Raw genomic sequence first — 21411 nt, forward strand, 5'->3', positions numbered from 1 at the left:
TTGTCTCGCCCCTCATCACGCCTCTTGTCAAAGCCTCTAGCCATTGAAAACGGCGGGTTTATGCCCGATTTCGCAGGTAACGGCGGAGCGGCTCGAGTACAAGCGTCGGCGCGCCGACCATGACTGGAAGCGTCAACCCTTGTCGCGAACAGGCGGCCATTTGCTGACTGTCGCGGGTGCCACCCCGGCATACTCGCGCCCTTCTCCATGCCTGTTCAGGTGTGCACATGAGCAGCACATCCTCTCCCGTCGAAGTCTTGCCGGCGAGGAGGATCTCGCCGGAGAGAGGATCGAAGCGCCCCGCGTCGATCGCCCGGATCCACAGGGCACCGTCGGCCGGAGGATCCATCCGCGGAACGCTTGGATCCCATTCGAGCCGGGTACACGAGAGCAAGGGCTGGGGGGACTGGCGCACCGACGCGCTGCGCCAGCGCCCGGGCTCCACACTGGAGGCGGAGCCATGGGCATCCCAGAGCACCGCCCGGCGAGCGGGGCAGCCGCGATCATCGACGCGGAAGCCCGCCGGCCAGGGGGCGGCGCCGGGGTCGTCCACGATACGTAAGCCAGCGGCGTTCGGCGCCCGGATGGCGGCGGACTCCATCGCCGCGTGGGCCATCTCGTGGACCCACCAACCGGCGGCCTCCGGTTCGAGAACCACGGGGCCTTCGCTCCAACCACTGGGGACCGGCGACCCGGTCACCGGGGGCGCGGCGTCCATATCTTCGACGGCCTGGGCCAGGATGTCGGCATCGGGAGCCTGCCGGACGTCCTCGACCAGCCAGTCTCTGCGCCGCCCCCCACCATCGAGGGTGAAGAGCAGGCCCTGCTCCCAGCTCGACGCCGCGCCGGAGTCGGGACTCCACCAGCAGCGCAGCCGCCCCCAGACCCGAAAGGCCAAGCGCTCGCTGACCTTCGCGGCCTCGGCAGCCAGGGCCCGTACCGCCTCCTCCACCCGGTGGCCGCTTTCGGCCAGATCCTCTCCCACGGTGAACTCCCATCGGGCAGCGGTCCCGGCCTGGCTCGACGCCACCTCCCGCCGCCATCCCCCATCGGCGCGCAGGCTTCCAGCCTCGACCACCGAACCCTGGCCGGCGAGCGTGGCCCGCCACTCCCAGAGGGCCAGGCCGGAACCCCCGACCCCGGACGCACCGCCCTCCACCCGGCAGCGGTGCCGAAACTCCCGTTCGAGGCGCCTGAGCATCTCCGGGTCCATAAGGCCCCTCCCTATGCCATCCAGCGGAGGCTAACACCGCCCGGCCCTCCGCGGGAATTGGCCCCTTGCAGGGGCGAAACCTATGTTCCTCCCTGGCAGTCCATGCGCTGAAGAGGAGCAGCCATCCGTGAAGGTCCGAGTGCTCGTCGTCGACTTCGAACCGCGCTCGCGAGAGGCGACGGTGGGGATCCTCCGCGAACACGGCTACGACCCTGTGCCGGTGACCTGCCCGGCGGATTGGAGCCGGCGGATCCAGCAGCCCGGGCAGTTGCCGCCGATCGCCCTGATCGAACCTCTCCTGCCGGGAACCGACGGTTTCCAGGTCTGTCGGGAATTCCGGACCGCCCACGCCGGCCGCCCCTGCCTGACGCTGGTGGGTACCCGGATCCTCTTCTCCGAGCGCTATCGCCAGTTGGCCCACCAGGCAGGGGCCGACCTTTTCTACAAGCGCCCGGATCAGAACGGGGAAGCCCTGGCGCGGATCGCCCGGTGGATCGAGGGCTCCGGCCAGGTGCGGCTGGAGGCCGAGGTCGACACGCGGGAACCGGTCGCCGTCCTGGCCGGCGCCACCGGTCGGCAGAGCGGCGCCGAGACAGCCGACGGGGAGAGCGTGTTCTCCGAGAAAGCGATCGACCAGGCGCTGCAGGGAGCGTTTCGCGCCCCCTCGGAACCCGGCCCGCTGCCCACGCCGGCCGATCCGCCCGCAGGAGCCGGGAACCCTGCCCCCGCGGAGGAAGACCTCGACGAGGTTCTCTCCCGGGCCCTTGGAACCCCCCAGACAAGCCCCGGCGACACCCCCCCGCCGGCAGAAGACATGGACGCCGACGCCGCCCTCGACGCCCTTTTCACCGGCGATACCAAGCCCCGCCCCAAAGCACCTCTCCAGGGCATGGACCAGGGAACGGCCGAACTCCTCTCCACTCTCGAGGAACTCGAGGCCTCCGTACCCCAAAGCCCCGACGAGCCGACGTACACGGGAGAATGGGGCTGGACCGGTGGGAGCGGCCCACGGGAGGTGGAGACGTCGATTCCCCTCTCACCACCACCTCCCCCCGAAGAGGAAGCCTCGCTCGACGCCATCTTCTCGAACCTTCCCAGTCCCATCGCCGAGCCCGTCGAGCCGGTGACCACCTCCACCACGGGAATCACCGGCTCCGGCGGCGAGAAGGCCGTCCCCACCACCGGCAAGGCAAGATCCGCAGCCACGCCGCAGCCACGGCTGACGCCGCATCCCGCCTCGTCACCGCGCCGCTTGCCGCTGGCCGTCCTGCTGGCCATCGGCGCGCTGCTGGCGGTGGTCGCCCTCGGTACCTGGACGCTGCGCTCGGCGCATCAGGCCGCATCCGCCGCGGCTCCTGCCGAAGCGGATCCCGTCGCGGTGCTGCCTCCGGCACCGACTGCCGGGGACCAGCAACCCACCGCCCCGATCGGGACCCCGGCCGACCGCCCCGAAGCCCACAATACGGAACCGGCGGATCCGGTCGCCGCCGAGGCCCCCGAGCCGCCTCCCGTACGGACCGCCCCCGCATCCCCGGCCGGGGCCCGGCCGCCACGACCCGAACCCGCCCTGGCGAAGGTTCCTCCCGCGCCGGCAGCCGCACCGGCAACCCGGACGATTCCCCAAGCCGCCATTCCCCGCCGTTCGCCCGCCCCGGCTCCCGCCGCACCGGCGACGCTCCCGGTCGAGCCCCTCGAGACCGCTCCTCTCCCGGCGCCCGTGGAGGAGGCGAGCGCCCCCTTGGCGGAAGAGGCCGCCCCGGCGCTGGAGGCGATGGTCCCCGACGCCGATCCCGTGCTCACGGAACTCGCGCTGGAACCGGATCCCGGGGCCCCTGAGGAAGTTCTGACCGACTCCGAGCTGGCGGCCGAGCAGGCCCCACCACCACGGATGGCGCCACTGATCCCGGGAATCGGCGGCGTCAGCATGCCGGAGGTGATCCCGGAGACCCGTATCGAACCGATTTACCCCGATGCCGCACGCAGGCTGGGCCTGTCGGGCAAGGTCATCCTCCAGGTCGTCATCAGGCGGGACGGCAGCGTCGGGGACATCCAGGTGCTCAGGGAACCCCCCGGCGGCCACGGCTTCGGGGAGGCCGCGAAGGTCGCCGTCAGCCAGTGGCGCTACCACCCGGCCATGCGCGTCGGGCGCCCGGTGGATGCCCAGATCACCGTGACGATCCAGTTCAACCGCAACTGATCCCGCTGATTGAAGGGCCCTCGACGGGGACCTATGTTTGCCGGGTGGGATCCGGGGGCCCGAGTAGATGACCGTGAGACAACCTGTTCTCGTCGTTGACTTTGACCAGCGCTCACTGGCGGCCGCCCGCAAGCGGCTCGAGGACGCGGGGTTCGCCTGTCGCTGCGCCGGGAGCGCACCCGAGCTCGATGCCCAGCTCCAGGCCGGCACGCCCCCCGTAGTCGTTCTCGATCCCATGCTCCCGGGGAAGGACGGCTTCAAGCTCTGCCGGGAACTCAAGCGCAAGCAGAATGGCGCACCGGTAGTGATCATCTTCTCCCGCATCTTCAAGGGCCAGCGCTACCGCGCCATGGCCCGGGATGCCGGGGCCGACCTGTTCCTCGAGCGCCCCCGGGACGATCACCGCCTGGTCGAGGAGATCCGGCAACGCCTCGAAGCCCACCAGGAAGACCCGTCCCTTCTCGACCCTCGTACCGCCGCCCGTGTCCCCGGGTCTTCCACCGATGCCGACCCCGCCCTGGCCGACATCACGGACGACGAGATCGACGGCGCCCTCCAGCGCGCCCTGGGTTTCGCTTTGCCGGACGACGCCGCCTCCTCACCCGATCCTGCTCCGGCCACGCCCACCGCGGACGCCGTCGCCGAAGTCGCGGCGGCGGCGGAATCCATCCCACCCGCCACAGGGCCGGTGGAGCAGGCAGAGGGGAGAGTCGACGCAGCCGACCTGTGGGCCAGCCTGGACCGCCTGGAGCTGGAAGTCGCTGAAGAGCTGGCGCCGACCCGGCCTCAACTGACGGCCTCGGTGATGTCGACACCGTCCAAGCCCGCCGTCGCGCCCCCCGGCCCGGCCCGCACCCTCGACTCACCGATGGCCTTTGGCCCGGCGGAGGAGCTCGAGTCCGCGGCGCCCCCGACCGTCACACCGGAGCTGGTGGATCTGCCCTCCACCGGCGTTCCTGACGGTCCCATCGCCGACTCCCAGGCCATCGAATCCGTCGTGGACTCGGTGATCGCCTTCGCGCCCACCGCCGAGACCGGGCCGGTTGCGCCCGGCGACGACGACGCCAACGAGGCACCACCGGCGGAAGTCGACGGCTTCGAAGCGGTCGGACAGGCCCCCGAACCCACCGGTGCGACCAGCGCCGAACCCGGTGCCGTGGACGCGGCGGCGGATGACGCCCCGCCGCCATCCGTTCCCGAGCCGCTCCGGGGCATGGACGCCGGGACCGCCGAGTTGCTCTCCACCCTCGAAGAACTGGAAAGCAGCCTGCCCCCCGACTACGAAGCCGGGATGACGGGCGAGAGCGCCTGGACCGGCACGGGGAGCCTTGGCGGCCTGTCCGGCACCGCGGGCGAACCGGAACGAGCCCCCTTGCCATCCCGCGAGGAAGAGCCTTCGCTCGAGGATCTGCTCGACCAGCTCGCGGCCGATGGCCCCGACAGGCCCGCGCCCGCCGCGGCCGAGGCGCCGGACACCGAAGAGCCCGCCAGGGCGGCCGGGGCCTCACCGACGGGAGCGATGATGGAGGATCCGCCCTCGCGGCTCGCTTCGGGAGTCATGCTGTTGTCGTTCGCCATCGGCATCGTGCTGACCGGAGCCGTAGGTGGCTTCTTCCTCTCGCGCCGCCCGGCCCCCCCGGTCCAGCGTGCGCTGATGCCCATCACCCGGACCCACACCGGCGACGGCCGGGTCCCCATGATGAAAAGCCCGGCCGAAGCCCCGCCCCGAACGCAGGCCATGCGCCGTGTTCCCGAGTCGGTGGAAGAGCCGCCCCCCGTCGCCCGGCCGGTCGCCCCGCCGCCGACGCCCCGGCCGAGGGAGGCGGCCGCCGTCGGCCCGGTCGCCCCCGAGAAAAAGATCGAGCTTGCCCGGGCCAGGCCGGCCCCTCCCCGGCCACCGCAGCCGGCGGTGGCTCGCGCCGAAACGCCGAAACCGGCGGCGCCTCCCGTGGCGACATCGCCGCCTCCGCCGCTCCCCCAGGCCCCGCGCCGGGATCCCGTCCCCGCCGCGAAGACGGCCGATGCCCGACAGCCGCCCCCTCAGCCTCGCCCGGCCGCATCGACCACCCCACCAGGGGACCGCCCCCAGCCCTCGGCCCGCCTCGAGACCCCGCCCGAGCCACCGGCGGCGCCGGACCCGCTGGAGCCTCCCGCCCCGCTGGTCAGGCTCGGGGACCTGGACTATCCCCTGCGGCTGCTCGAAGCGCCCAAGCCCGAGCTGACGCCGGAGGCCCGGGAAGCCGAGGTCCAGGGCCGGGTCTTTCTCAGCGTGCTGGTGGATCCCAACGGCAACGTCAAGGATGCCAGGATCATGATCGAACCCGGCTACGGCCTGGGCCGAGCCGCGGCAGAAGCGGTGAAGCACTGGCGCTACAGCCCGCCGCGCAACAAGGGCCGCCGGGCCCGTGTATGGAAGACGGAAGTCGTCGAATTCCAGCTTCCCCAGTAATCTACGACCCGCTCGAAACGAGAGAAGGCGTCCTCACGGACGCCTTCCCGATGGGCCTTGGAGACTGGAACTACCGGCGCGCGCTCTTGCGCTCGGCCTTGCGACGCTTGCGATCGTTCTCGCGGCGGCGGCGGCGGCGGCGCTCAGAGGGCTTCTCGTAGTACTCGTGCTGGCGGATCGCCTTGCGGATCCCGAACTTCTCGACCTTCCGGCGGAAACGCCGAAGGGCCTTCTCCAAGTCTTCCTTCACCACCACGTAGGTCGAGTCAGGCATCAGCAATCACTCCAGTCTCTTCTGGCAGCTCCCCCGGGAGCTGGGCGGGGCATACCTCCCCAGGCAGCAAAAAGCCCCAGCCAACCGGCCCCGTCGCCCCCTGGCAAACGCAGCAGGCGAGGCCGGATGGGCAGAGGGTCATCACCATCCGGAAGGATGACGCGGACAAAGGCTACGGTCCGCCCCGGGGGCTGTCAAGTCAGCGCCGGCCCGGCCCCGGGGGCACTTTCGCCCGAATCCCCTGAAAGAAGCTGGCTTGACGGGCCCTGGACCTCTCCGTAGGCTCTCTCGGTGGCCCGGCCTCGGGCCCGGAAGGTGGAGACATGGCCTGGTTCCAGAAGGCGAAGAAGCCCAGGGCGCGCTCGGAGGGGCGGCGCTCCCACATCCCCGAGGGGCTGTGGATCAAGTGCCAGGGCTGCGGCGAGGTGATCTACCGCAAGGAAGTGATCCGCAGGGCCTGGATCTGCCCCAAGTGCTCCTACCATTTCCACCTTTCCGCCACCCAGCGCCTCGAAGCCCTGCTCGACGACGGCCGCTACGACGCCTTCGACGCGAACCTGGCCTCCATCGACCCCCTGAAGTTCCGCGACAAGAAAGCCTATCGCGATCGCCTGCGGGACTACCAGGCCCGCACCGGTCTCGGGGACGCGGTGATCTGCGCCGAGGCCAGGTTGGGCGGGCACCCGATCGTGATCTGCGCGATGGAATACGCCTTCATGGGCGGCTCCATGGGCAGCGTGGTGGGCGAGAAGATTACCCGCGCCGCCGAGCGGGCCCTCGCCGCGCGGGTACCGCTGATCGTCATCTCCACTTCCGGCGGCGCCCGCATGCAGGAGGGCGCGCTGTCGCTGATGCAAATGGCGAAGATCTCCGCGGCCCTGGCTCGACTGCACGAGGCGGGCCTACCCTTCATCTCGATCCTCGCCGATCCCACCACCGGCGGTGTCACGGCCTCGTACGCCATGCTCGGCGACGTGAACATCGCCGAGCCCGGCGCGCTGATCGGCTTTGCCGGACCCCGGGTGATCGAGCAGACGATCCACCAGAAGCTGCCCCCCGGTTTCCAGCGCGCGGAGTTCTTGCTCGAGCATGGAATGGTCGACATGGTCGTCGATCGTGGTTCCCTGAGAAAGACCCTGATCGAGGTGCTCGAGCTGCTGTGGTTCGGGCCCCGCTACGACGAAGAGCCCGTCGCCTGAGCGCGATCCCGGCCTTTCCCTCATCTCCCATGCGGTGACATCAGAGGCGAGCCATGGGTAGCCCTCCACTCGATCCCCTCTTCCAGTGGCTTTTCTCTCTCAGCGGTCCCTCGCTCAAGTGGGATATCGAAACCGCCCGGGAGTTCTGCGCCTGGCTGGGACACCCCCAACGGGCCTTTCCCTCGGTGCACGTGGCGGGAACCAACGGCAAGGGGTCGGTGGCGGCGATGATCCACGCCATGGCCGGCGCTTCGGGGCTGCGCGCGGGACTCCTGACCAGCCCACACCTGGTACGCCCCGAGGAACGCATTCGCGTCGGCGAGGACGAGATCAGCCCGCGAGCCTTCGCCGAACGGATCGAAGCCCTGCGCGACCAGGCCGCCCGGGCCCTCGACGCGGGCAAGCTGCCGCGACACCCCTCGTTTTTCGAAATGATCTGCGCCGCGGCTTTCGTCGAGTTCGCCCGGGAGCGGGTGCCCCTGGCGGTACTCGAAACCGGACTCGGAGGACGGCTCGATGCCACCAACGTGGTCTACCCGGTGGTCTCGGTGATCACCACCATCGCTCTCGACCACGTCAAGTCCCTGGGCGGGTCGATCACCGCGATCGCCCGGGAGAAGGCCGGAATCATCAAACCGGGGATTCCCGTACTCGCCGGCTGGATCGACCCGGAGGCGGAAGCCGTCGTCAGGGCCGCGGCCCGGCGGCAGGGCGCGCCCTTCCACGCCGCGCGGGAGGAAATCGTCGTCACCCCCACGGCCGGAGGCGACGGCTTCGACGTGCAGACTCCCGAGCAGCGTTACCAGGGCCTGACCTGCGCCCTGGCGGGGCCGCACCAGCAGCGCAACGCCGCCCTGGCCCTGCGGGCCGCCGAACTGGCCCGGCAGCGGGGCGTCGCCTTCTCCACGCGGGGGTTGAGCGCAGGACTGGCCCGAGTGCGCTGGCCGGGCCGCCTGGAGAGCCTCGGGCAGGCGCCCACCTTCCTGCTCGACGCGGCCCACAACCGGGAAGGGATCGAGGCGTTGGCCGCCTGCCTGGAAGAACGGCCGCGACCGGCGCGACGGGTGCTGATCTTCGGCCTGACCGCGGGCCGCCCCCCCGCGGAGATCTTCGCTCCGCTGGCCGGACGGGTCGACGCGGTGGTCCTCACCCGACCCCGCAGCCCCAAGGCGGTCGCCACGGGGGAGATCGCCGCCGCCATCGCCCCGGCAAGCCCGGCGCTGTGGCAGCGGGACGAGGTGGGCGAAGCCATCGCCCTGGCCCGGCGGGAAGCCGGCCCGGCAGGGGAAGTGCTGGTCACCGGCTCGCTCTACCTGGTCGGCGATGTACGCCGGGAATTGCTGGACCTCGAAGGACCGTGGCGGCGGCCCGCCGAGAAGGTGCCGCCCGTCGAGAGCGCAAACCACCATGTTTCCTGACCTGCCCATCGCCGACCGCCGCACCGACGACTTGATCCGCCTGGATTTGCCCGATCCGCCGGGCCCGATCGATCTGCCCCGTCTTTTCGGCAACGACCACCCGGTAGAGCTGGAAATCGGTGTGGGCAAGGGACGCTTTCTGCTGCTCGCCGCCGCCGCCCGCCCGGAGACGAACTTCATCGGCATCGAAGTGGCCCGGGCCTACCACGAGAAGACGCTCGACCGCCTGGCCAAGCGGGCCCTGACCAACGTGCGGCTGGTACACGGCGAGGCGGGACACTTCGTCGCACGCTGCCTCGGCCCGGCGAGCCTGGCGGCGATCCACGTGTACTTCCCCGATCCCTGGCCCAAGAAGCGGCACCACAAACGACGGCTGATCCGTCCCGCGGTACTCGAGCACTTCGCCCGCGTCCTGGCCCCCGGCGGCCTGCTGCGGGTGGTCACCGATCACGCGGACTACGCCCTGGTGATCGGCGAGGTGCTGACCGCCAACCCCGAGTTCGAGAAAGCCGCGGCGACCCCGGGCCTGTGGGAACTGCCCGGCATGGGCGACTACACCACCGGCGGCGTGACCAACTTCGAGATCAAGTACCGCCGCGAAGGCCGGCCGATCCATCGCTTCGCCTTTCTGCGTCGCTGACCGTTCTCCAGGGCCGGAGATCCGCGGCGCCCCTTCCCCCCACCGGGAGGAGAAGCCGGCAGCGATCCCCCTCCGCGCCAGCCGCAGAGCACCATGCCTCCATGGCGATGCGGGATCCTCACCTGGAAGGGTGGCTGCGGCTGGCGCGGTGCCGGGGCATCGGAGCGCGACGGGCGGCGACGCTGGCGGAGCGGGCGGGCGGAGCGGACTTTCTCGCCGATCCCGAGCCCCAGTGGCTGGAGCGTCGCGGACTGAACGAGGCCACCTGCCGGCGGTTGTCGGAGCACCGGCTGTCCCGCGCGGTGAAGGCGGAACTGCGCTGGGCCCGACGGCATGGCTGGAGCCACGTCCACCGCGACCACCCCCTCTACCCCCGCCAACTCGCGGCGATCGACGATCCACCACCGGTGCTCTGCTGCCGGGGCGACACCAGCCTGCTGCGGGAGATCCCCGTGGCCCTGGTGGGTTCCCGCAGGCCTACCCGCTACGGGCTGACCATGGCGGCACGGCTGGCCGCCCCCCTGGCGGCGCGGGGGCTGGTGGTGGTCAGCGGCCTGGCCGAGGGCATCGACGCCGAGTCCCATCGGGCGGCCCTCGAAGGCGGCGGCGCCACCCTGGCGGTGATGGCCACCGGTCCCGATCGCGTCTACCCCACCGCCCACAGGGCGCTGGCCGAGCGCATCGCCCGGCGGGGACTCCTGCTCACCGAGGCCGCGCCCGGCGCGTCGGTCAGCCCGGGTTGCTTCCCCCGCCGCAACCGGATCATTTCCGGACTGAGCTGGGTCGTGGTGGTGGTGGAGGCCGCCGAGCGCTCGGGCTCCCTGGTCACCGCCGACCTGGCCGCCGAACAGGGCCGCGAGGTGCTGGCGGTGCCCGGCCGGCTCAACGAGGCCAGTGCGGCGGGAGTGATACGCCTGCTCGACGAGGGCGCCGGGCTGGCCCTGGGCCCCGACGACGTGATCGCCGCCCTCAACCCGGTACTGCGCCCCTTCCTCGAACAGCAGCCGGCGGACGACCCCCTCGCCCAGGGCCGTCCCCCCATGCCCGGACTGCCCGACGAGGACTGCCGAGCCGTCTACGATCTGCTCCCCGAAAACGATCCGCTGGAACTCGACGCGATTCTCGCCCGGGCCGAGGCGGAAACCGATGCCGTGCTCACCATGCTCTTCTCCCTGGAGATGGCGGGATGGATCGAGCGGCTTCCCGGAAACCGCTACGCCCGCTGCCGGACGGACTCCGCACAACGCCGGCGGGGCGCTATGCTCGACCCGTGAAACGCGCCTCCGACAAAGGACTCCCCTGGGGTGAGCAACGCCTCGCCTGGCCGCGGCTCGCGCCGCCCGCCCGGTGGCTCGAGCCGGAGCAGCCACCGCCGACCCCCGCCGATCCCCGGCCCGCCGCCCGGCAGGCTGCCGCGGCCGTGGCGCGGCGGCTGAGAGGCGGTGGCCGGCTGGCCCTGGTCGTCCCTGACCGCACACGGCCCCTGCCCCTGGCCGGGTTGTTGCCTCCCGTCGCCCGGGCCCTGCAGGACGCGGGTATAGACCTCTCCCGCGTCAGCCTCCTGTCCGCCTCGGGCATGCACCGCCCCATGACGCCCGGGGAGTTGCGCGCCTGGATCGGCCCCGAGGCCTGCGAGGGGTTCACCCGACTCGAACCCCACGACGCCCGCGGCCCCTGCGCCCGCCTGGGCGTGACCTCGTCGGGTATCGACGTCCTGGCCCACCCCGCCGCCGCCGAGGCCGCGGCCCTGCTGGTGCTGGGGCGACTGGTCTTCCACTACGTCGCCGGCTTCGGGGGCGGCCGCAAGATGCTCGTACCCGGCATCGCCGGCATCGAGACCATCGTCGCCATGCATGCCCGCTGCCTGTCCCCCCGGCCGGGCTCCGGTCGTCATCCCGCCTGCCGCCCCGGCCGGCTCGAGGGCAACCCGGTGCACGAGGCGGCCTGCCAGGCGGCGGCTCTCTTTCCGCCCGCGGTGGGCCTCCACGTGGTGGTCGAACCGGGAGCGGTGATGACCCGCGTCACGGCCGGAGATCTCTTCACCGACCACCGCCGCGAGGCCCGGCGCTTTGCCGCCACCCACCGGGTCACAGTGCCGGAACCGGTCCCGGCGCTGGTGGTCTCGGCCGGCGGCCATCCCCTCGACCGCAACATGGTCCAGGCCAACAAGGCCCTCGCCGCCGTGACCGAGATCGTTCGCCCCGGCGGCGCGATCTTGCTGCTGGCCCGCTGCGCCGACGGCGTGGGCAACCCCGAGCTGCTCGAAGGCCTGCGCCTGGGCTCGTCGACCGCTATCGAACAGGAACTGCGCCGGCGCTTCCGGGTGGGGCTGCACACGGCCCTGGCGTTGCGCGGCTTTTGCCGGACCTTCCGCGTGCTGGCCCTGACCGAAGCCGACGATGAAGTGCTCGAGCTGGCCGGCATCGAGCGGGTCGCCGACCTGGCCGCGGGCCTGGCCCGCATCGGAGAGATCACCGGTGACGAGCCTGTCGTCGTCGCCCCCCGGGGAGCCGGCCTGCTCTACAGCACGCTTCAGGTAAGATCCCTGCTTTCCGAGGAGCCACCACCGTGAGCCGACACTACGATTACGACGTCCTGGTCCTGGGAGGCGGTTCCGCCGGCACCTCCGCCGCGGCGGCGGCCGTGGCCGAAGGCGCCAGGACCGCCATGGTCAACGATGGCGAGTTGGGAGGGCTGTGCATCCTGCGGGGCTGCATGCCCACCAAGACCCTACTCGCCTCGGCCCACCTGCTCCACGAAGTGCACGAGCTGGGTGACGAGCTGGGCCTGCGCCTGACCGGCGGTCTCGAGGCCGACTTCGACAGGCTGATGGAGCGCAAGACCCGCCTGGTGGCCCGCTTCCAGCGGGGCAAGATGCGGCGCATCGAATCCTCCGACTACGAGGTGATCACCGCCCGCGCCCGGCTTGAAAAAGACGGCAGCGCCGACCTGGACGGCCGGCGTGTCCGGGCCCGCAAGTACGTCATCGCCACCGGCTCCAAGCCCTGGATGCTGCCCATCGAGGGGCTCGACACCATCGACGTGCTCACCAGCGACGACGTGATGCGCCTGAAAAGCGCCCCCCGCTCCCTGGTGGTGCAGGGTGCCGGCCCCATCGGCCTCGAGCTGGCCCAGTTCTTCGCCCGCATCGGTTGCGAGGTCCTGCTGGTCAACCGTTCCGATCTCTGCTCGCGCTGGGATCCGCCCAGCGGCGTCGAACTCCGCGCCGCCCTGGCCGCCGAGCCGCGATTCGAGCTGGCCGTTCCGGGCAAGATCACCCGGGTCCGCCGGGCCGGCGGGCAGATCGCCTTCACCATCGAAGAGCAGGGCCGGCGCCGCGAACACCAGGCCGAGGCCTTTCTGATGGCCGCCGGCCGAGTGGCCGACCTCGACGGCCTGGGACTCGAAGCTCTGGGGCTCGAGCGCCACGGGTCGGGCCTGGCCCACGACTTGCGCATGCGCACCAGCCACCCCGACATCTACGTGGCGGGAGACGCCACCGGCCAGCACCAGATCCTGCACATCGCCAACCAGGAAGGACGCGTCGCCGGCCGCAACGCGGCGGGCGCCGACCCCTTCGCCTTGATGGACTACCGGCTGAAAATGGCCGTGGTCTTCACCGACCCCTGCTTCGCCCAGGTGGGCATGACGGCCGCCGAGGCGGAAGCCTCGGGCACACCCCACGTCTGGGGCCAGGCCCACTTCCCGGAAACCGGGCGGGCGATCACCATGGGCGTGCGATACGGCCTGTGGCGCATGATGGCTCACCGGCAGACCGGTGAGATCCTCGGCGCCACGATCCTCGGTCCCCGGGCCGACGACCTGATCCATGTCATTTCGGTGCTGATGGCCCAACACGCCCGGGTGCAGGACATCTTCGACATGCCCTGGTACCACCCCACCCTCGCCGAGGTGATCCTCGACGTGGCCCGCGCCATCGTCAGGCAACTCGACGACTGACCCGAGCCCACCCGCCCACCCGTGGTGTTCGCGGTCCCGGCGGCGGGGCGCCGGACCGTCAGCCAAGCGCCGGGATCACATGCCGCCAGAGCGTGTCCACGACCGCCCGGACCCCGGCGACGTCGATGGAACCGTTCTCGATGAAGGGACGGCTGTCGGCCAGGACCCGGGCGGTCACCTGCCCGCGATCCAGCGCTTCGTCTTCGTCGATCAGGCCGCGCTCGCGGAAAGCCTGCTCGAGTTTGTCCGCAGTGGCGCGGTGAAAGCCCTTGACCGCCCGCCCGCGGAGGGCCTCGATCAGCCGTGCGCCGTCACCGTCGAGCCGGGTGGCCAGGGCGGCGACGGGCTCGAAGAACGTCTGGCTGAGGATTCCGGTGGCGAGCAGATCCCGGCGGGCCAGGGACCGTGGCCGCCCCTGGCGGAAGGCGCGGTAGAAGCTCGACGCGGCGGCCACCGCCGCATCGATCCTGGCGGCCACCGGCTTCTCCGGGACGATCAACGTGGCCGCTCCCCGCAGGCGGTAGACCTTCCACTGACCGGCGGTTTCGATGCCCGCCTCGAGCAGGCGCGCGAGGGTCGGCAGGTCGTCGGCCAGCAGGTAGAACAGGTGCAGGGCCTCCACATCGGCCCAGGGATCGACGGGGCCCACCCCCACCTCGGCGGCAAAGGCGCCGGGGTCCATACCACCCGGGTCGGGAATCGGGCGGGGCTCCGCCGGCACCCAGCGAACCGCCGCGGTGGCCTGGCCCCGACGCAAACGTCCGAGATCGATGGGCGTGACCCGCGCCTCGCCCCGGTGTTCGAGAGCCTGCTGCCAGATTTCCACATCGGAAGGGCTGGCCGTCAGGTAGAACACCTGGCGGTCCTCCCGGCGCAGCATCTCGACCAGGCTGTCGGCCACCGCGGCGAAGCGCTCGGGGTCGGCGCCGGTCAGGGCTTCGTCGAGCCAGAGGGGAGGCCGGGCCTTCCCTTCCGCCTCGAAGGCGAAGGCCAGGCGTGCGGCGAGCAGAACCTGCGAGCGGGTACCGTCGGAAAGGGCGGCGAGGAGCAGGGTCTCGCCGCTGAGGGCATCGCGCACACGGAACGCGCCGGTCTCCGGTTCTGCCTCGAGGGCATACGCCTGGCGGGTGAAGGTGGCGAGCAGGGACGCCGCCCGGGCCAGCACCCGGGGCTCGGCGTCACGAGCGTGCCGCTCCCTCACCCGCCGCATCAGCACTCTACCCGCCGCGCGCACGAGTTGCCCGGCGAGAGCCTGCTCGAGATCACGCCGCGCTTCGTCCCGCGCTTCGAGGGCCCGGGCCATGGCGTGACTCTCCCGGGCCTGGCGCACCCGCGCCTCGGTGTCGGCCACTTGCTGCTGCAGGGCGTCGAGCCTGGAGACCTGCCCCTCGAGGCGGGCCGCCTCCTCTTCGAGCTGGTCGGGAGACCGCTCCGCCAGGGACGCCTGATCGCCCAGCTCCGCCAGCTTCTCCCTGATCGCCCACTCCAGGCGAGCACATCTCGCCGTCACCTCGCGGTAGTCGGACAGCAGGGCCAGGCGTTCGTCCAGGGCTCGGTCCGCGGCGGCAAGGTCTTCGATATCCGGCAGGCCGGCACGCTCGAAAAGGGCCCGGCACCCGGCCCGGAGCCTGGCGAGTCGCTGTTCGAGATCGTCGGCGCGGCGCGAGGCCTCCCGGCAGCGGGCCAGGGCCTGGCGGTGGCGTTCGGCGCGGGAGACCAGGGCGCCGACGGCAGCCTGGGCGCCGGCGCCATCTCTCACTTCCATGCGGCTCCAGCGTGCGACGAAGGTCGCGATCTCTTCGAGCCACGCTTCGTGGCGCCGCTGGATCTCTTCTCTCCGGCTCTCGAGGCGGGCCAGCTCGGCCCGCGCTTCCTGCCAACGCCGCAGATCGCCGGCCAGGCTGCCGAGAGCCAGGCTGCCGTCGGGCAGGTCCAGCCCCAGCCCGCGCTTGAACCGGCGCACTTCGTCGTCGGCGGCTTCCCACGCTTCCCGCGACTGTTCGAGGAGCCTGCCGGCCCGCCGCTGCGCCAGGTAGCGCAGCGAAAACACCACGGCCGCCGCCCCCAGTCCCGTGCCGGCCACCAGGCCCAGCATGCCCACCGGGGAGGTCGCCCCCCACGCCAGGGCACAGCTCAAAGCACCTGCAGCCAGGGCGACCAGCAGCCCGGGCAGCCAGCCCGGCCCGCTCCTCGTGGAGCGGAAAAACTGCTCCGCCTGGTCCAGCCGGGTGCGAGCCTCATCCCGCCGCGCCATGAGTCGATCGAGCGTTTCGAGAAAGGCTGCGTCGACCCGGCCCGCGGCCGCGGGATCGAAGGCCTCGCCCAGGGCGGCACGGGCCTGCTCGAGAACACCGCGGGCCGCAGCGCGCTCCTGGGCAAGTCCGTCGAGCGTATCCTCCACCCGAAGCAGGTTCTGGACCCGCGCGCGCGCCTCTTCGAGGGCCTCCACGGAGGGGGGATCGTCACCCAGCCCGCAGGCCGCCATTTCTTCTTCCGCCTGTCTGAGCGTCGCGCGGGCTTCGCGCAGTTTCCGCTCCACCTCCCCGCACTCTTCGCGCAGGGCATCGAGGCTCTCCCGCTCGTCACCCCGCAACCGATCCATTTGCGGGGGGAAACGGCGATCCGCCTCGGCCCGCGCTTCCCGCAGGACCTGCCGGTGACCGGCCACCTGGAGGGCGACGCGAAGCCGCTCGAGCCGGCCCCGGGCCCGACTCGCCTCATCCCGCTCGCGACGCAACGCCTCGAGGCCCTCCTCGTCCCGGGCCAGCGCCTCGAGCCGACCGGCCAGTTCCCGCACTTTCTGCTCGGCCGCTCGCAAGGCACGGGCTTCGGCTCGACCCGCCTGGGGCTTGTCGTAGAAGGGCCGCTCGACTCGCTTCAGGTCGTAGCCCCCCGAGAGCTGCCGCCGCAGCTCGGCCTGCAAACGCTCGTCCGTGGCCCCCGCCGCATCCGGTTTGACCACCTCGAGCAAGCCGATGGCATAGCAACGGGCCAGGTATCCGGGAGGCAGGTCGGGGGGCGCGCATGCCCGGCCACCGGCTGTCCAACGCACCGGCCGGCCCGGCACCGCGGAGACGGTGACCACCTCCCCGTCGATCTCCCAGGCGGCCTCCGCGTCCAGTTCCAGGTCGGGCTCGACCGAAGGCCAGAGCAGCGCCCGCACCGCCCGACAGAGGCTGGACTTGCCCACCGCATTGGGGCCGACCACCAGGTTCAGACCCGGCCCCAGATCACCGGGCTCCAGCCGGAAAGGCTGGTGGATCCCCGGCATCCGTCGGATGACCACCGAGCGCAGCTTCATGCCCCGTCGCCCTGCTTCTGATCGAAGAGCGCGCCCAGGGCCTGCCCACCCGCCTCTCGCAGGGCCCGGCGCAGATCCTCTTCGTCCATCCTCCCCGCGACCCAACGGTTGAGTCCCGCGCCGTGCAGGGCCCGACGGAATTCCTCTTCCAGCTCCTGACGCAGCGATGGCCACGCCGGCCCTCCGTTCCGCACTTCGAGCAGTTCACGGGCCAGCAGACCCAGGGGGTTGCTCTCCGCCGCCAGGGCCTCCAGGTCGATGTCCGGGTCCACGCGGCACGCCACCCTGTCGATGAAGACGCTCACCCCCTGGTGCTCGAAGAGCAGCTCTTCCCAGCGGCTCCCGGCCACCCGCTCGGCCAGCTTGCGCCAGGCGGCCGAGCGGCCGACCAGATCGATGCGGCAGCCCAGCGCCCGCAACGCGGGAGAGGCTGCGGCGGCCTGTGCGGCGCTCTCCCGCATCAACCCCAGCACGGCCTCGTCGAGTTCCTCTCCCGCACCGCCGAGCCCGGCCGCGTCCAACGTCCGGTGCTCCCAGCGCAGGGGCGCGAGGGGAATCATCGCCGCCCGAAAGCCCCCCGCCGGATCCCGCTCCAGGCTCCACACCCCGTGCTCCCCCGTCTCGCTCGGATCGAGGCCCACCAGCGATCCCAGGTAGCCCACCGGACGGGGCCCGGGACCCAGGCTCGGCCCGTGAAGGTGACCCAGCAGCCACGCGTCCACCGGCAGGGCCTCGAGCCTCGATCGGCGCACCGGGGCGTAGTCGCCGGCGGAGGCATCCAGATCACAGTGCAACAGGCCCACCACGGGGCCTTCGCGCTCATCGAGGGCCGGGAAGCCCTCGAGGGGATCACGGTCGTAGCTGCGCCCCGGAAAGGACCAGCCCGCCACCCGCAGCCCGGCGACCTCCGGAGACTCGAGGACGTGCACCTCCCAGCGCCCCCCCTCCCCCAACAGACGGAAACCATCGAGCGCACGGGCCAGCCGGGGCAGGGCCACCGCGTCGTGGTTGCCCGCCACTGCGCAGACCTCGATCCCCGCCTCCACCAGCCGTCGCACACCCCTCTCGAGGGGACCGTAGGCCTCGAACCACGCGTTTTCGGACTCGACCACGTCGCCCGCCAGCAGCACGGCCGCGCTGCCGCGCTCGAGGGCCAGTTCCACCACCTGCCCCCAGGCGGAAACAGGAGTCAGGGTCTCGGGATCCAGGCCCAGGGCCGCCGGCAGCCGGGCAGGCCGCCGGCCGAGATGGATGTCCCCCACGCAGAGCAGCTCACCCGTCATGGGGCATCCACCGGTATCGCGCGAGATCCAGGGTGCCTCCCGCCGTGAATTCCACCCCCTCCTCTTCGAGCAGGCGGCGCTGAAGCCCGGTGGGGAGGTCCGGCAGGCGGTCCGTCGAGCACCCTCCCGAGGCGTTGACCACCCGGTGCCAGGGCACCCCTTCGGGACAGCCGTGCAGAGCCCAGCCCACAGCCCGCGGGGAGAGAGTGGCGCCCAGTTCGGTGGCCACCTGGCCATAGGTCATCACCCGGCCGGAGGGGATGCGCCGCACCAGGGCGTAGACCGCCTCGAAACCGGGGCGGGGCGGCGATTCCATCTCGCCATGCAACCTTCGACCGCGATGCCGGGATTGCGCCATCGAACCACCCCGTCGCTCCCGCCGCCGGTGACGGGCCGCCCGCTGATTGTACCCACCTCGAACCCGTGGAGGGCCGCGGCGGATCCTCATGGAAACCCGGAGCGGCGGACAACGTATCATTCGACGTGTCCGGCCGGCTCACCCGCCGGCGCCCGGACACGGGAGGGCAGCGACCCATGACGGCCCAGCCTCCACCGCCCGCGGGCAGCCTGGATCTGGTCACCCGCAGTTTCGAGAGCGCCTGGCAACGGATGACCGGGCTGCTCTTCCGGCCCCTCCGCGTCAAGGCCTGGCTCCTGTGGGGCCTGCTGATCGCCCTGGCCGGACTGGCCCACGTCGGTATCGGCTCCCGTTGGGGGGATCACTGGCGGGGCGACGATTTCCCCGGCTCTCGCCTGGGCGGTGCCGCCGGCTGGCAGGAAGAGGGCCTGGCCCTGGTGATGGTCCTTTTCGGTGTCTTCATCGCACTGGTCCTGCTCCTGACCTATCTCTACATCCGCTCGCGATTCCGCTTCGTCCTGCTCGAAGCCGTGATCAGCGGCGAACCCCGCGTCACCGGTGTCTTCGGCAGCACGGGACGGGACGCCCTGGCCTACTTCCTCTACGAGCTGGCCACCTGGCTGGCCCTGTCGGTATTCGCCTTCGTTCCCATGCTCCTGGCCTGGCTGCCCTCACTGCGCGTCCTTTTCCAGTACGGGACGGTGCCGGACACCCCCCCCGTGCTGGTCCTGGTCACCATCGCCTGGATCGCGCCCCTGCTCCTGGCCAAGTTCCTGGTGGACGGATTCGTCTACGACCTGGTCCTGCCCCGCGCCTGGACCTCCGGCGAGGGTTTCGTCGCGGCGTTCGGCTTCATGGCCCGGCGGGTGATCGCGCATCCCGGTGCCAGCGCCCTCTACCTGCTGGCCCGGGTGGTGGTGGCGATCGTCGCGGGAGTGCTGCTCGCCTTCCTCTGCTGCCTGACCTGCTGTCTCTGGGCGCTGCCGATGACCGGCGTGACGCTGGTCGCCATCGGACTGGCGCTGGCCACCGCGGCTTTCCCCCCCCTGCTGGTGCTGACCCTTCCGCTCCTGCTGGGGGTCTACTTCCTGGGCACCTGGGCCGAAGCTACCGTCCTGGCCCCGCTCTACGTTTTCTACCGGGCCTGGGGGCTGGCCTTCGCCCGGGAACTCGACCCCTCGATTCCCGCCTGGAGCGGGCCGGACAATCTGGCCGGGCCGCGGCCACCGGCGCCGATGCCCCCGCCGCCCCCCACCGCCGAGACTTCCGGGGAGAGCTGATATCGTTCGGGCAGGTTCTGGCACTGTCCTTGCTTTTCCCCGTGGCGAAGGAGGCGTCAGACCATGAAGACCAGGCACGCACACGGACTCGGCTGGCTGTTCCCCCTGCTGATCGTTCTGGGGCTGTCCCTGCTCCCGGCTTCAGCCCTCGAACTCAAGGCGCAGGTCGACCAGCCCCTGGCCATCGGCCAGCAGGTCTTCTCCGCCGGCACGGTGGAGATCTCCCCCACCGCCCAGGGCAACACCCACGCCGTACTGATCGACGGCCAGGTCGTGGCCCTGGTCTTCCGCCACACCATCGACCGGGTGCCCCGGGATGCAGACAGCTACGGGCTGGCCTTCAGGGTCGATCGCCAGGGCCTGTGGCACCTGGTGGGCCTGCGCTGGACGGCGGCGGACACCGGTCGCACCGAAGAGCGCCTGTTCCGCTTCGCCCGGATATCCCGCGGCCGGACCACCCTCTCCGCCCGACGACGTTAGCCCGTACCCATCGGACAAGGAACCCGGCTCCCCTGGGGCCGGGTTTTTGTGTCCGGAGCCTTGTGACGGCCGGCCAGGCATCGGCCGGTCCGCCCGGGCGACCCGCCGCGGCCGGACCGATCGCTCCCACGTGGAAGCGTCCGCGTCGGGGATGTCGCGGAAGCCCGTTGGCGGCTATCATGCGCCGGCCCCATGGAGGTTGCCCGGATGATCACTCCCCTGCGCTGGACGGATGGTGTTCTCGAACTGCTCGAGCAGAGGCTCCTGCCCGCGGAAGAGAGCTGGATAAGGTGCTCGAGCGGCCGGGAGGTGGCCGAAGCGATCACCGCGATGGTGGTCCGGGGCGCACCGGCCATCGGCGTCAGCGCCGCCTTCGGCCTGGCCCTGGACCTGCGCCGGGCCGCGGAGGAAGGGCGTGACCTGGCCGAGGAACTGCCCCGCGCCGCGGAAAGGCTCAAGCAAGCCCGACCCACGGCGGTCAACCTGGCCTGGGCCGTGGATCGGCTCGCCGGTGTGGCCGAACGCGCCCTGGCCGACGGTCTGCCGGCGGGAGAAGTCGCTCACCGGATCGAGGAAGAAGCCCGGGCCATCCTCGAGGAGGATGTGCAGGCCAACCGCGAGCTGGGCCGGGCCGGCTCGCTGCTGGTTCCCGACGGTGCGCGCATTCTCACCCATTGCAACGCCGGGGCCCTGGCCACCGCGGGCTACGGTACGGCCCTCGGCGTGATCCGCGCCGCCGTGGAAGAGGGTAAGAAGGTCGAAGTCTTCGCCGACGAAACCCGGCCCTACCTGCAGGGCGCCCGGCTGACGGCCTGGGAACTCCAGAAGGACGAGATTCCCGTCACGGTGATCACCGACAACGCCGCCGGCCACCTGATGGCCCGGGGCGAGATCGACATGGTGATCACCGGCGCCGATCGCATCGCCCTCAACGGCGACACGGCCAACAAGATCGGCACCTACACGGTGGCCGTGCTCGCCCGACGCCACGGCCTGCCCTTCTACGTGGCCGCTCCCACTTCCACCATCGACCCCGCCACCGCCGACGGCTCACGGATTCCCATCGAGGAGCGCGACGCGGCCGAAGTCCTGGAATACGCCGGCAGGCGCTGCGCCCCGGAAGGAGTCCCGGCCCGCCATCCCGCCTTCGATGTCACTCCCGCCGAACTGGTCACGGCGATCATCACGGAAAAGGGCGTGGCCCGCGCCCCTTACGCCGTCTCCCTGAGATCCATGCTGGGCCTTGAAGATCCCGAGGAGGAACGGCAGGCACAGAACGCGGCGGACTTCGACGAGAACGGGGACTCCCAAGCCCCCGGGGGGGCGGCGGAGACGGAGGAAGCGTCTCCGTGAACTCCC

Annotated in this window: 16 protein-coding genes; 11 read left to right on the top strand and 5 right to left on the bottom strand. The window is 71.6% G+C overall.

The window, feature by feature from the left end; translation table 11 throughout:
- Nucleotides 1–58: 58 nt before the first annotated feature.
- Nucleotides 59–1213, bottom strand: coding sequence for a hypothetical protein (locus Q9Q40_12510; GenBank protein ID MDQ7008046.1), 1155 nt, complete (start codon nt 1211–1213; stop codon nt 59–61).
- Nucleotides 1214–1340: 127 nt separating this feature from the next.
- Between Q9Q40_12510 and Q9Q40_12515 the strand changes: the two genes are divergently transcribed.
- Nucleotides 1341–3410 (top strand): TonB family protein, encoded by a 2070-nt coding sequence (locus Q9Q40_12515; GenBank protein MDQ7008047.1) that lies wholly within the window; start codon nt 1341–1343, stop codon nt 3408–3410.
- A gap of 73 nt (nt 3411–3483) precedes the next feature.
- On the top strand, nt 3484–5859 hold the full coding sequence (locus Q9Q40_12520; protein ID MDQ7008048.1) for a TonB family protein: 2376 nt from the start codon (nt 3484–3486) through the stop codon (nt 5857–5859).
- Between the two features lie 70 nt (nt 5860–5929).
- Here the strand turns inward: Q9Q40_12520 and rpsU are convergent, their stop codons facing one another.
- Nucleotides 5930–6133, bottom strand: a complete 204-nt coding sequence (gene rpsU, locus Q9Q40_12525; GenBank protein MDQ7008049.1) for a 30S ribosomal protein S21 — start codon at nt 6131–6133, stop codon at nt 5930–5932.
- Nucleotides 6134–6456: 323 nt separating this feature from the next.
- Here rpsU and accD point away from each other — a divergent pair, with 323 nt between their 5' ends.
- From accD to Q9Q40_12555, 6 genes are all read left to right on the top strand, one after another.
- Nucleotides 6457–7332: an acetyl-CoA carboxylase, carboxyltransferase subunit beta gene (gene accD / locus Q9Q40_12530; GenBank protein ID MDQ7008050.1), complete on the top strand. Its 876-nt coding sequence runs from the start codon at nt 6457–6459 to the stop codon at nt 7330–7332.
- Nucleotides 7333–7385: 53 nt separating this feature from the next.
- Complete coding sequence (locus tag Q9Q40_12535; protein MDQ7008051.1) at nt 7386–8750, top strand: Mur ligase family protein; 1365 nt, start codon at nt 7386–7388, stop codon at nt 8748–8750.
- Entirely contained in the window at nt 8740–9390 is a 651-nt protein-coding gene (trmB, locus tag Q9Q40_12540; GenBank protein MDQ7008052.1) for a tRNA (guanosine(46)-N7)-methyltransferase TrmB, read from the top strand. Before Q9Q40_12535 ends, trmB begins: the two co-directional genes overlap by 11 nt.
- 101 nt (nt 9391–9491) lie before the next feature.
- Complete coding sequence (dprA, locus tag Q9Q40_12545; protein ID MDQ7008053.1) at nt 9492–10664, top strand: DNA-processing protein DprA; 1173 nt, start codon at nt 9492–9494, stop codon at nt 10662–10664.
- Nucleotides 10661–11962, top strand: coding sequence for a lactate racemase domain-containing protein (locus Q9Q40_12550; GenBank protein ID MDQ7008054.1), 1302 nt, complete (start codon nt 10661–10663; stop codon nt 11960–11962). Before dprA ends, Q9Q40_12550 begins: the two co-directional genes overlap by 4 nt.
- Nucleotides 11959–13350: an FAD-dependent oxidoreductase gene (locus tag Q9Q40_12555; GenBank protein ID MDQ7008055.1), complete on the top strand. Its 1392-nt coding sequence runs from the start codon at nt 11959–11961 to the stop codon at nt 13348–13350. Before Q9Q40_12550 ends, Q9Q40_12555 begins: the two co-directional genes overlap by 4 nt.
- Nucleotides 13351–13408: 58 nt before the next feature.
- On the opposite strand, the gene Q9Q40_12560 is transcribed toward Q9Q40_12555, so the two are convergent.
- Genes Q9Q40_12560 through Q9Q40_12570 form a run of 3 tightly spaced genes read right to left on the bottom strand, consistent with a single transcriptional unit; the run spans nt 13409 to nt 18250 of the window.
- Nucleotides 13409–16651, bottom strand: a complete 3243-nt coding sequence (locus Q9Q40_12560) for a hypothetical protein (GenBank protein MDQ7008056.1) — start codon at nt 16649–16651, stop codon at nt 13409–13411.
- On the bottom strand, nt 16648–17934 hold the full coding sequence (locus Q9Q40_12565; GenBank protein ID MDQ7008057.1) for a DNA repair exonuclease: 1287 nt from the start codon (nt 17932–17934) through the stop codon (nt 16648–16650). The genes Q9Q40_12560 and Q9Q40_12565 overlap by 4 nt, the downstream gene beginning before the upstream one ends.
- A complete protein-coding gene (locus Q9Q40_12570; GenBank protein MDQ7008058.1) occupies nt 17924–18250 on the bottom strand; it encodes an MGMT family protein in 327 nt (108 codons plus the stop codon). Before Q9Q40_12570 ends, Q9Q40_12565 begins: the two co-directional genes overlap by 11 nt.
- A 218-nt stretch (nt 18251–18468) precedes the next feature.
- On the opposite strand from Q9Q40_12570, the gene Q9Q40_12575 reads away from it, so the two are divergent.
- From Q9Q40_12575 to mtnA, 3 genes are all read left to right on the top strand, one after another.
- The gene (locus Q9Q40_12575) at nt 18469–19572 is read left to right on the top strand and encodes a hypothetical protein (GenBank protein MDQ7008059.1); all 1104 of its coding nucleotides are present in this window, start codon (nt 18469–18471) and stop codon (nt 19570–19572) included.
- Between the two features lie 63 nt (nt 19573–19635).
- Nucleotides 19636–20052: a hypothetical protein gene (locus Q9Q40_12580; protein MDQ7008060.1), complete on the top strand. Its 417-nt coding sequence runs from the start codon at nt 19636–19638 to the stop codon at nt 20050–20052.
- A gap of 192 nt (nt 20053–20244) precedes the next feature.
- Nucleotides 20245–21405, top strand: coding sequence for an S-methyl-5-thioribose-1-phosphate isomerase (gene mtnA, locus Q9Q40_12585; GenBank protein MDQ7008061.1), 1161 nt, complete (start codon nt 20245–20247; stop codon nt 21403–21405).
- Nucleotides 21406–21411: the final 6 nt, after the last annotated feature.

This window comes from Acidobacteriota bacterium (assembly GCA_030949985.1).
GTDB lineage: Bacteria > Acidobacteriota > Polarisedimenticolia > J045 > J045 > JALTMS01.